Below are 12,056 nucleotides of genomic sequence, written 5' to 3' on the forward strand. Positions count from 1 at the left end.
CCGAGCCGATCATGTAGCCGTTCAGCGCGACATTCAGGCCCGTGCCGGCCAGCGATACCGTTTCGAACTGCTGGTCGAGCGTCAGCGACAGCGTGCCGCGGCCCTCCACCGCCAGTTGCTCGAAGCCGCTGCGCTGGCCGATGCCGCTGCGGTCGCCGGCAAGCTGCACGGTGTAGAGGTCGGTGCCGGCACCGCCATCGACGACACCTGCGACGCGGCTGTTCAGCCCTTCCACGAAGCTGTCATTGCCGTCGCCCAGCGAGACCGGGCCCAGGATCGTGCCCATGTTGACGACATGGTCATCGCCACCCGCCAGGGCGACCGCGCCTGCGATGGTGCCGTTGTTGAGGAGGGTTTCGGCTGCATCGCTGCCGGTGACGGTCACGGCACCGGCGCTGTTCAGCGTCTGACCGGCTGCAACGGTGACAGTGCCCCCGCTGACGCCGATCGTATCGAAGCGGAAATTGCCCGAATAGGTGACGTTGCCTTCGCCGATCTGGCTGAAGCGTTCGAAGTTGATGAACTGGTCGCCATTGATGGCGCCGCCACCGCTCGCATCGACGATGAAGTGGTCGTTGCCCTCGCCGCCATCGACGGTGCCGACCAGCACTGCGCTGGCGCGCTGGAGGAAGGTGTCGTCGCCAAGGCCGAGGAAGACGTCACCCTCGATCCGGCCGTAATTCTCGATCCGGTCGTTGCCCATGGCGAGCGCGACCGAGCCGATGATCGTGCCGGTGTTGACGATGCGGTCCTCGGTTTCACCGAAGGTCTGGATGGCGCCCGCGAGATACGGCGTGCCAAGCGCCGCAGACAATTGGTCGTTCGCAGCCAGCACCGTGCCTGCCCCGCCCCGGATCGTGCCGGCATTGGTGAGGTCGAGCGTCGTGCCCCGCGCGAGGATGGCGGTGGAGATCGGGCCCGTCGCCTCGATCACGCCGCTGGCGGCGTTGGTGATCGTGGCCGTCGCGCCGTTGCCGGCGAGCAGCAATGCCGAGGCCGGATTGGTGTAGCGGATTTCGTTCCCGCTCCACCAGTCGGTATAGCTCTGTTCGGTGCCGCCTCCATTGGCGCGGATCGTGCCGCTGTTCGCGACCGTGATCGTTGCGGCAGGCGTGGTGTCGCCATAGCTATAGGCGCTCAGGGACGCTGCCGCGGCGCCCGCTGCCCCGGCATCGATCGTGCCGCTGTTGTTCAGCGTGATCGCGCCGATCGTCCCCTCTTCGGCGCGCAGGTTGAGCCTGAGCGCCGTGGGTGCGTCACCTGCGCTGATCGTGCCCGTATTGGTCGTGGTGATCGACACCGTGGACCCGCCGGGAAGCGGATCGCTGCCGAACCAATAGTCTCCGGCACCCGCAAGAACGGCGCCATTGATCGTGCCGCCATTTTCGATCGTGATGGTACCGGCACCGGATTGCGACAGCGTTACCGCATTGCCGGCAGCGAGGATCTGGCCGTTATTGACGAATGCGAGATCACCCTGGCCCGACATAGCCACGGCCGTCCGTTCGAGCGTCGCGGTACCGATCGTTCCCGTGTTCACCAGGCGGCGCATGTTGGCGGCAACGCCGCCACGAATATCGCCCTCATTGGTGAACGAGGCGAGCAGGCGGTTACGCGCGGCGTAGCTGGAGTCCGGCGTGTTGTAGAAATCCCGGCCGGCCAGCACCGCGCCTTCCACGATGGCGCGGTTGATGATGGCGCCATCGCCCGACACGTAGAGATCGGAGGTGACCGGGGCCGCAGCCGTGACGGTCGCCACGGTATCGGCGCCAAGCGCGCGAACATCCTCTGCCTCGAAATTGATCGTGCCGGGTGCGCCGAGGGCGATCGTGCCGCTTTTGGTCAGGGCATGCACGAAGATGTCGTTGCCCTCGCCGCCATCGATCGTGCCGCTGATGCCGATGTGGCCGTCCACCGATACGAACTGGTCGCTGCCATCGCCGAAGCGGAGATCGCCGGTAACCGTACCGCCATCGGCGATATAGGTGCTGTTGAGCGAGCTGCGCCCATAAGGATTGTAGCTGAAATCGACCGTCCCGCCGATCGTGCCGGCATTGGAAAGCCAGCCGCCCGACAGCCGGATCGCCGTTCCTGCGGCGCTGGTGATGGTGCCCCCTGCCCGGTTGGTGACAGTCGCGGTGCCATAGGCGGTGAGCGCGATGGCGGGTTCGAGCGCGCTGGCGATGCGACCGGAATTGTCCACGGTCAGGCCGTAATCGCCCAGCACGGCCGATCCTGCGACGTCGATCGTGCCGCTGTTTTCGAGAGCCAGGGACGTGTACGATGCACGGATGCCGGTTGCCGCGCGGCCGCCAGCGATCTGCGTGATGGTGCCGGTATTGACGACACGCTGTGCGCCCTGCACGCCGGCTGCACCGTCGAGCGTGATCGTGCCCGCGTTGGTGACCTCCTGCCCGCCTGCGATGGCCGCGATCTGGCTGTAGCTTTGCCCCGACTGGTCACGCACGGTGATGCTGCCGGCATTGGTGAAGCGGTCGGTGCTGCCAAGCGCAACCGCGGAATAGGGATAGATCGGCGTGTTGCCGCGCGTCAGGGAAAGCGCACCGCGACTGGTGATGGTGAGCGCATTGCTGGCATAGCTTTCGCCCGGCGCGACCATCACCGAACCGACACTGATCGCCGGGGCGGACGCGGCGGTGATATCGGCGGTGACGTCGACGGTGCCCTTACCTGCCAGCGTCAGCGATTGCGTCGAGGAACCGCCGGTCAGCGTCAGGACCGCATTGTCGAACAGGTCGTATCCGACGCCGGCAAAGGAGGCTGGCGTGGCGATCGTGGCGCTGGCATCGCTGCGGACGCGGTAGCGGAGCAGCGCGCCGGTGCCCGAGACGGTGCCGTTGATCCCGGCAAATGCACCGGTGCCGGTGTTCACCAGTTCGGTCACGAGGACGCCGCCCTGGCTCAGCGTCAGATTGCCGTTGAGGACACCGCCCGACAGCGCGAAGAAGCGGTTGGCGTTGTAGCTGTCGGCGAAGCTGTTCGTCAGCGCAACATTGCCGTTGATCGTACCGGCATTGACGACGGTCGTGGCGAGAAGGCCGCTGGTGGCGGACTGCGGACCGATCGCGGTGGTCCCGCCGCTGATGACGCCGCCCGCGCGGTTATCGACCCCGCCATACCAGTCGAGCATCACGCCCGTGCCGGGCGAGGTGATCGTGCCCGTGTTGGTCAGGATGCTGGATACACGCGCACCGGCGACCGCGCCCTCGATCCGGCCGCTGTTCGTCCAATTGCTGCCCGATGATCCGCTCAGGATCGCGCCGATGCCTGCGGTCGAGCGGATCGTGCCGCTGTTGTCGAAGGACGAGCCGAACAGATATACGGCGGTGTCGTTCGCGGTGATCGTGCCCGTGTTGACGAAGCGCCCGACCGAGCTGGCCGATATGCCATTGCCCGCGGCGGTGATCGTGCCGCTATTTTCGAAGCGGTTGAGCGAGCCGACATTCAGCCCGTAGCTGCCCGTGGTGCCGGCCGCAGTGGTGATCGTGCCGGCATTGATGAAGGTCGGCGATCCCGACGTGCCGAACTCGCTGGCGATCGTCAGGTTGGCGAGCGTCGTGCGGTTGACGATGGTCCCCGCGCCCGCCAGGCGCAGCGCGCCCGAGGTGGTGAAGCCATCCGCCAGCGTCGCGGTGACGCCCTGGTTCGGCGCCAGGATCGATTGTTCGAACGCGGTCGGGAGCAGGATCGCCGAGCGGAGATTGGCGTCTGCGGTGAACGTCACCTGCACCGCATCCGTACCGGCGCCGCCATTGATCGTGCCGGTGATGCCGGTGACGAGCCCGGTTTCGCTGTAGCGGGCGACGAGCGTGTCGTTGCCGGCACCGAAGGTAACGTTGCCGTTGATGGTGCCTGCGGTGGAATCGACCCGGCTGCCCGAATAGAAGAAGCCCGTCGCGGGGCCGACGGCGATGCTGCCGTCGATCGTGCCGCTGTTGGTCAGACTGATGCCGTTCGTCGCGCGGATGGCAACCGGACCGGCGCTGCTGATCCGGCCATTGGCCTGATTGGTGATCGACAGGTTGGCGCCGTCGATCACGGCACCGGTACCGCGATTGACGATGCTGCCGCTGTTGGTGAGCGTATAGCTCGGGGCGTTGGCCAGCGTCGCGGCGGTGGTGTTCGCGGTGATCGTGCCGCTGTTCATGATCGCATCCGCGTACCAACCCGATGCCGTGCCCCAGTCGATCGCGCTGCGCGTGCCGCCATCGATAGTCCCGGCATTGGTCAGGCGCCCTACCCCGCCGCTGATCGCACCAATAAAGCCGCCCGCGCGGTTCGTGATGGAGGTGAAGCCGGCATAGCCCGGCGTGCTGGCCAGGAGTGCGATGCCGCTAGTGCCGGTGATCGTCCCGGCATTGTCGATCGTGGCCTCGGCCCGGCTGAAGCCGGTTGCGCCCTGCCCGATGACCACGCCGTTTGTGCCGGCGATCGTGCCGCCCGCCTGAACCGTCAGGGCTAGTTGCGAGGTTGTGTAGTTTTGCGGCGATACGTCGGTCAGCAGGCGGATACCCGCCTGAGTATTTCCGTTCACGCCGCCAGCAACCGTCACGGTGGTGTAAGAATAGTTCGTACTCGGGGTCTGGATCGCAATTGCCGGCCCGGTGCTGCCAAGGACCATCGCGGTGGATGCGACCTCGACACGCGCATTGGCAGTCGTGATGCGCAGGCCGTCAGTATCGGTGCCGGTGCACGTCGTCGTCGTATTCGGCTGCATCGGATCTGGTGCGCATTGTGCGAAGGCCTGTCCCCCGACGACCATCGCCAACACCATCGCACTCGTCTGCAACGCGCACACACGAACACGCCGACCCTGCGGCTTCACTCCCGACATTCTTATTTTCCCCCAATTGTGATGCAGCAGTTACAACAACACGTGCATCTCGTCCATGGCCGCTCAGTATATATACTGGTGCTCGGCCGATTAACGTGTCACGTCCAGGGTAGTCAGAATGGCCTGGCCGTCCGTGCGAAGCGTTCGCCCGCCACACGCGCCTGATCCCGCGTGATGAAGCCTTGCGGCAGGCCTTCCGGCCGCGGCTGTTCGGCATAGGCGATCGAGAGGTCGAGTGCGGCGCCATCGCCGAATAGCCGACGATAATGCGGCAGATAGTCGCTGCTGGAAATGATCAGGATATCGCGGATGCCGGCGAGCATCAGCACCGACAAGGGATAGTAGATCATCGGCTTATCGTAGATGGGCAGCAACTGCTTGTTCACGACAAGGGTTGCGGGGTGGAGGCGGGTACCCGATCCGCCGGCCAGGATGATGCCTTTCATGCGCCCGACGATGCCCTTGGTCGGGTTACGATCCGCTTAGCAGCCCGCGCCGGGTGCCTGCCTGATAGGCGGCATTGAGTGCATGCCACCAGTCGCGATGGTCGAGATACCATTGCACCGTCGCCTCCAGCCCCGTTTCGAAACTATGCTGCGGGCTCCAGCCCAGTTCGCGGCGAATACGCGCAGGATCGATCGCATAGCGCTGATCATGGCCCGGTCGGTCGGCGACATTAACGATGCCGCTGTCATGAGGACGCCCGTCGGACCGGGGAGCCAGGCGATCGAGGATGCCGCACAGGGCGTGCACGACGTCGATGTTGCGTCGCTCCGCCTCGCCGCCGATGGCATAGCGGCGCCCTGGTTGACCGCGCTCGAGCACCTGCACGAGCGCACGAACGTGATCTTCGACGTGAAGCCAGTCACGTACCTGCAGCCCCTCGCCATAGACGGGCAGCGACTGGTTCGACAGCGCCTTGCCGATCATCAGCGGGATCAGCTTCTCGGGGAATTGCCAGGGGCCGTAGTTGTTCGAACAGTTGGTGATGAGCGTCGGCAGGCCATAGCTATGGCCCCAGGCGCTGACGAGGTGATCGGAGCCTGCTTTAGACGCCGAATAGGGCGAGCGAGGATCATAGGCTGTGTGTTCGTCGAAGCGCCCGGTATCACCGAGCGAGCCGAACACTTCGTCGGTCGAGATATGGTGGAACCGAAACGTCGTACGGGCATCGGCGGGCAACCGGGACCAATAGGACCGGGCCGCCTTCAGCATCTCATAGGTGCCGATCAGGTTGGTTTGGATGAAAGCGTCGGGAGCATCCAGTGAACGGTCGACATGACTTTCGGCCGCAAGATGGGAAACCCAGCTTGGCCGAAAATCGGCAAAGGCCTGTTCGACTGCGTGTCCGTCGCAGATATCGACATGCCTGAAGGCAAAGCGGGGATGATCCTTTACCTCGGCCAGCGTGGTGATCGACCCTGCATAAGTCAGGGCATCAAGAACCATCACCTGATGTTCGCTATGGTTGATCAGGTGTCGTGCAAGCGCAGATCCGATGAAGCCCGCGCCACCTGTTATCAAGATGCGTAGTACGGTCATGAAGGGGCTTTTCGCATGTCAAAGCGCCTTCTTTGCTGACCGAATGTTAAATCAACGTTCTTATTGCAAAAATGACATGTTGCAGGTGTGCACATAATCAAACTGGAATGCGCGATCGGTCGCGGCTGGGGTGACCGTCCTCAATTTCCAATCCGTTCATCGGCAAGTCGCGCCGCAAGCGTCTTGACGAAGGCATCCAGCGGGCACCGCGTCTGTCGCGCTTTGGTGCAGCCTGGGATGGGTAGGTTGGTAGTGGAGACGGTGTTGGCCGATGTGCGGATCGTGGTGGGGGACTGGGTTCTGTAGGAGAGGCGGACCGAGCGGGCGTTCGTGGTGTCGTCGTACAGGCGTTCCAGCACGAGGGCGCCGGCGGGGGCGGTGTCGCCGGGCGCGTAGCCGGGGGCGGTGAGGTCGAGGCGGAGGGCGGCGGCGAGGGCGGTGACGTTGGTGTCGTGGCCGACCAGGAGGTCGAGGGAGGGGCCGGTCGGGGCGGTGAGCGAGGCGATGATGCGGCGACCCAGCGGACCGGCCTGATGCGCGGCCATGTAGAGCGGGCGCGTGAAGACGTCGAACAGCGCGGCGTGGAGGGCACCGACACGCTGGATCGAGGCGGCATCGGCGCGGCCCCAGCCCACGTCGCGCGCCGGCATGCCTTCGGCATATTGCAGGAGCAGCACCTGCGCGATGCCAGAGGTGCGGCGGATCGGGCCTTCGAGGTCGATACCGTGGCCGTCGCGGGACGGTTTGACCGCTGCGGCCGGGCCGGGGCTGCAGATGGGTTGTTTGCAGCCGAGGATGTGGTCGAGATCCTTCAGCGCCGCGGCGTGGCGCTGCACCAGGCGATCCATTCCGCCGGTATAGGCGTTGATCGACGCGATCGCCCGAACGGGATCGAAGCCGGTGGTGTCGGCGCGGAGCGCTTCGAACAGGGGATCGACCTCGCCGGATGCGCGGTGGCCGATGGCGAGGTCGCAGCCCGGCGCGAAGCCGTCGGCAAAGGCCTTGCCGCTGTCGATCGTGCGCGGGCTGACATTGGTCCAGATGCTGACCGCCCCGGCCGCGGGGCAGCCGCGGGCGGGCAGGAGGCCGAGCCCGGCCAGCCAGGCGCGGTCGGCCGCACCGCGGACTTCCATCGAGCGCAGCCCATGCGGCGTCATCTGTTCGGGGGCGACCGGCCATTTGGGCCAGGGTGCGGCGGCCAGCGTGCCATCGGGCACCTCGCCCCCCAGTGGCGCGCGGACCCCGTGGCGCATCACCATGACGACGCGCTCCACCCGCTCGCGCGCGGCCGCGGGGGCGGAAGGCAGGAGCGCGGAGGCGAAGGCGAGCAGCGCGATGGCCCGGCGGGCCGTGGTGCGGATCGTCATGGCCCCTCCCCTCACATTGTTCGCCATTTCTACGTCGCCCCCCATTTTCACATCGTCATCGTAAGGCTGAACTGGAAGACGCGGCCGGTCTTCATGTACCCGCCGGCGCGATCGGGGGCGATGTAGCGCTCCCCCTCCCCCACCGTCGCCCACAGCGCGTGCTGGTCGAGCAGGTTGCGCGCCGACACGCCCAGTTCGAGATGATCGGTCGCGGCAAAGGCGAGGCCGAAGTTCAGCTCGCCCACCGGTTGCAGATAGATGTCCGGCTGGCTGTCCTGCACCGTGGTCAGGATGCGGCTGGTGCGGTTGTACCAGAGGTTCGCGCGCACCGGCCCCGCGGCATAGAACAGCTCGGCATTGTAGATGAGATCGGGCGCCTGCGGCAGGCGGCTGGTGCGGATGTCGTTTGCGGCGATCCGATAGGTCGCCTCGGTGTGCTGCCAGGTGACGTTGCCGCCAATCCCCAGCCCTTGGAGCATCGGCGAGCCCACCATGTCGCCCAGCGTGAAGCGGCCCGATGCCTCGATACCCGTCGCCTTGCCGCCGCGGCCATTGGCGGGGCGGACGAGGATAATGGTCTGCCCGCCCGCCTGCTGCGACCCTTGCGCAAAGGAACGGGTGCCGGTGGGTACCAGGATGTTGCTCAGATCCTTGTGATAGACCGCGATCTGCGCATAGCGCCCTACCCCGCCATAATATTCGAGGCCGAGGTCGTAGCTCCACGCCTCGACCGGCTTCAGATCGGGATTGGGCTCGGTAATGGTGACCTGGGTGCCGCCATTCTCGCTGCTGCGCCGGGTCGGCCCGGCAAGCTGGTCGAACGCCGGGCGGGCATAGCTGGAGCGCACCGCGCCGCGCACCACCCAGTGTTCGTTCGGGCGCCAGGCGGCGAGCAGGCTGGGATCGAGATGGTCGTACCTGCGCCCGCCATTGACGAAGCGCGCGGTGGCGTCCTGCCCCTGCCAGAAGCGCGCCGAATAGGCGTTATCCTCGTAGCGGATACCGGGCATGATCTCGAACGTGCCTGCCTCCAGCGTGGCGGAGGCGTAGATGGCCTTGCGCGTCTCGTTGCCGTCGAGCAGCCCCTGGTTGATCGTCGCAGCCGGCACCGGCACCTGGGCGGAGAATTGCGCGGCCTGCGAATCCAGCTGGTTGCGCGACAACACCTTGATGGCGCGGGGCGGATAGTAATCGAGAAAGTCCTTGAGGACGTAGCCGAGATACTGGTTGACCGTCGGCCCCGCGAAAGGCCCCGCCTGAAGCGGCGTCTGGAAGCGGAAGCGCGTAGCGTCCGGCGCCAAGGTGCGGCCGGTGCGATCCGAATCCTCGTACAGCCCGCCCACTTCCAGCCGGCGCAGAATAGCGGTGCCGTCCCAGCCGATGCTGCCGCGCAGCGTCTTCTTGGTTTCGGTCAGATAGTCATAGCCCTGCTGGACATAAAGCTGGCTGGGTCGGTCGAGCGATCCGACATAGCCGACCGCGCCGGGCGACAGCACGGGGCGCGGCGATTTCGGGTCGGACAGGTCGACGGTCAGCCCCTCGCGCGCCGTGCCGGTCTGGCCCGGCGTGCCGATGTACGAGATGCCGCGGAACGCCGCCTCGATGCGGCGGGGCTGGTCGAAGCGACCATCGGCATAGGCACCCTCCAGGGCGGCGGTAAAGCCGTTCCAATGCGCCCTGGCGCCGATCTGGGCGGAGAACAGCTCCTGCTCGATATCCTCGGTGCGGAAATAGCTGGCCGGGTTGATGCCATAGGGGGTGTAGAGGCCCTCGGCATTGTAGCTGCGATTGCCCGCCCGGTTCGGGTTGGGGTTGGTCTGCCCGGTCGTGACTTCGTTGCGTAAGGCGGTCTGGTTCATCGTGTTGGTGTTGCGATAGGTCGCGTAATTGACCCGTGCATACAGGTCGAGCGGTTCGGTGCGGACATCGAGCGCGCCGGTCGCGCCGTAACGCTTGATCGCGTTATTGTAGAAATTCCACTGCACGCCGTCCGCCGACAGCGCATCCGCATTGGCGCGCGCCGTGCCGACGCCGAAGCGCGTGGTCTTGTAGTCGTTCTGCACCGCGGTCGATTCCGCCGCGTTGGCGCGCTCCTCGTAATAACCCGCCAGATAAAGGCCGAACTGGTGGTCCGCACCGAAGCGGCGTGCGGCGTCGAGGCCGATGGCCCCGCCCCAGCCCTGCTGTTCGCGATCGATGGCGAGATCGGCGCCTTGCGCCAGCACGCGGGCGCGGGTGAAGCTGGTGCTGAAGTCGAACGCGGTCGGGGTGCGCAGGTCGATGATGCCGGCGATCGCGTCGGCATCCTTGGCGGCGCCCGGCGTCTTGTCGACGGCAAGGCCACCGATCGCGAAGGGCGAGAACAGGTTGAGCGAGATGGCGCGCGAGCTGCCCGCGGTCTGCGGCAGGCGCAGGCCGTCCAGCGTATAGGCGTTGAAGCCGGTGTCGAAGCCGCGGATGGTGGCGAACTGCGCCTCGCCGGTCGCGCTCTGGTTGCGGCCCTGGTCGCGGGCGACCGAGACGCCGGGCAGGCGCCGGGCGAGATCGGTGACGTTGGTCTGCGAATTGATCGCGACGTCGCCGGTGGTGACGATGTCGGTCACGCCGATCGCGCTGCGCTCTTCGGACAGGGCGCTGCGGTCGCGGCGACCGTTAACGACGATGTCGCCGGTCAGCGCCTCGCTGATCGATCGGCTGGCCTCGGATTGCGGGGTGCCCTCCTCCACCGCCGGCGCCAGTGCCTGCGCGGTCGCCGCGACCGGTGCAAAGGCCAACGCGCCGACCAGCGCCGATGTGGCGCACAGCAGGTGCCGTGCAGGCGCACGAAGACGACGCTGCCGGAAATCCGGCAACGGGAGAGCAATGAACATGATTCCCCGCAATATTATGGTGTTTTGTGCGATCTTCGTCGCTGATCGGGCGACTAGGCGGGATTTAAGTAAATTTTATTACGGTAAGGAACCGTCTCGGGGTGGCATCACTGCTGATGATGCCGTGGCGGGATTGCCCCGGACCCTTTGATGATGTCGGGTTTTGGGCCGTTTATCCCGTGCCCTGCCCTGTGTCGCAGTGGCAGAGCCGGCTTGGCGGGCGCAATACTTGTCGGGCCCCCTTCCCCCAGCCCTCCTTTGGCGATGTCGCTCAGAGCGCGGCGATCAACCGTTCGGCGGCATGTGCCGCGGCGCGCGCGCTGGCGGCCAGATTGGCCGTGAAATCGCCGGCGCTGGCGCCGTCCGCATCGTCGGTCGTCGCCTTGATCGCAGCCCAGGGAATGCCGAGCAACGCAGCCGTCTGCGCGACCGCGGCGGTTTCCATATCCACCAGCGTGGCGCCGAGCGCATCGCGGACGCGCGCGGCATGGACGCCGCATTCGACGAACAGGTCGCTGGTCGCGATGCGCGCATGGGGCAGGCCGAGATCGGGCAGGTCGGCCGCGCGAAACGCCTCGGCGCGGGCGGGACCGATCGGCCAGCAGCCGGCGGTATAGTGGGTCAGGCGCTCGTCACGCATCGCACCGAAATCGGCCTGCACGGCTTCGGTGATGAGGAAAGGCCCCCGCCCCACCGCACCAAGGCTGCCGGCGGTGCCGATCACCAGCAGATGCTCGGCACCGTAAGCGTGGACGAGCGTGGCGGCCGCGGTTGCCGCGGCAACCTTGCCGATGCCGGCACAGGCGAGGAACAGCGCATGGTCGGCGGTCTCGATCCGCTCGACAGGCAGAGGGGCACCGCGCAAAGTTGTACGGGGTGCGTGGGGCAGAAGCGCGGCCAGTTCTGCCCGAACCCCGCTGACGATCCCGATCCGCATGGTTGTTGCTCCTGCCCGCCGGCGTCTGGCGTACCATATTGCCGGGCTGTTGAACTGTTAAAAATCAAAGCTGATGATGTGCACACCTGCACGGCGTCAATAACGCAGTCGGTTGCCTGTGCACGACATCACATGGGAAGGTGCAAGGCCGGCGCGTTATGGGCGGCCCCACCCGACCTGTCACGATCGACCGAACTGGCGCTCCGCATCATATTTGGCCACGAGGTCGGCGATCGCCTCGGCGAGCAGCTCCTGATGGCTGCGGCGCGTGCGGGCGGCGAGGACGCGAAAGGCCTCCGCGCTGGGATCGGCGGGATCGAAATAGGCACCGAGATGATATTTGCCCGGCCGCTTGCCGCCCGTTCGTGCGGCTGCCGGCTTTTCGGCCGGGGCAGGGGAGGGGGCGGTGGCATCGTCGCTCGCCGCGGGCGGTGTTGGTGCTGGAACGGCGTGTGCCAGCAGGGATGTACGTCGTGCCATGACCT

General features: G+C 66.3%; 6 protein-coding genes and 1 pseudogene. All 7 read right to left on the reverse strand.

What is annotated here, in order from left to right; translation table 11 throughout:
• A partial coding sequence (locus GQR91_RS01365) for a beta strand repeat-containing protein (protein WP_164727721.1) occupies positions 1-4,738 on the reverse strand: 4,738 nt, incomplete at its 3' end.
• 290 nt (positions 4,739-5,028) lie between these two features.
• A pseudogene (locus GQR91_RS01370) lies at positions 5,029-5,301 on the reverse strand (sugar phosphate nucleotidyltransferase); the annotation flags it as partial.
• A gap of 25 nt (positions 5,302-5,326) precedes the next feature.
• Positions 5,327-6,397, reverse strand: coding sequence for a dTDP-glucose 4,6-dehydratase (rfbB, locus tag GQR91_RS01375; protein ID WP_149683326.1), 1,071 nt, complete (start codon positions 6,395-6,397; stop codon positions 5,327-5,329).
• 140 nt (positions 6,398-6,537) lie between these two features.
• Complete coding sequence (locus tag GQR91_RS01380; protein WP_235904152.1) at positions 6,538-7,764, reverse strand: histidine-type phosphatase; 1,227 nt, start codon at positions 7,762-7,764, stop codon at positions 6,538-6,540.
• Between the two features lie 47 nt (positions 7,765-7,811).
• Positions 7,812-10,634: a TonB-dependent receptor gene (locus tag GQR91_RS01385; RefSeq protein WP_149683327.1), complete on the reverse strand. Its 2,823-nt coding sequence runs from the start codon at positions 10,632-10,634 to the stop codon at positions 7,812-7,814.
• A 271-nt stretch (positions 10,635-10,905) separates the two neighbouring features.
• Complete coding sequence (locus tag GQR91_RS01390) at positions 10,906-11,571, reverse strand: 5'-methylthioadenosine/S-adenosylhomocysteine nucleosidase family protein (protein WP_149683328.1); 666 nt, start codon at positions 11,569-11,571, stop codon at positions 10,906-10,908.
• Between the two features lie 180 nt (positions 11,572-11,751).
• Entirely contained in the window at positions 11,752-12,051 is a 300-nt protein-coding gene (locus GQR91_RS01395) for a ribbon-helix-helix domain-containing protein (protein ID WP_149683329.1), read from the reverse strand.
• Positions 12,052-12,056 lie beyond the last annotated feature (5 nt).

This window comes from Sphingomonas carotinifaciens, assembly GCF_009789535.1.
Classification (GTDB): Bacteria; Pseudomonadota; Alphaproteobacteria; order Sphingomonadales; family Sphingomonadaceae; genus Sphingomonas; species Sphingomonas carotinifaciens.

What these genes read in the sequence shown, in the direction of transcription:
- GQR91_RS01385 (WP_149683327.1), bottom strand. Translation starts at nt 10,634, where the DNA reads ATGTTCATTGCTCTCCCGTTGCCGGATTTCCGGCAGCGTCGTCTTCGT.
- rfbB (WP_149683326.1), bottom strand. Translation starts at nt 6,397, where the DNA reads ATGACCGTACTACGCATCTTGATAACAGGTGGCGCGGGCTTCATCGGA.
- GQR91_RS01395 (WP_149683329.1), bottom strand. Translation starts at nt 12,051, where the DNA reads ATGGCACGACGTACATCCCTGCTGGCACACGCCGTTCCAGCACCAACA.
- GQR91_RS01390 (WP_149683328.1), bottom strand. Translation starts at nt 11,571, where the DNA reads ATGCGGATCGGGATCGTCAGCGGGGTTCGGGCAGAACTGGCCGCGCTT.
- GQR91_RS01380 (WP_235904152.1), bottom strand. Translation starts at nt 7,764, where the DNA reads ATGACGATCCGCACCACGGCCCGCCGGGCCATCGCGCTGCTCGCCTTC.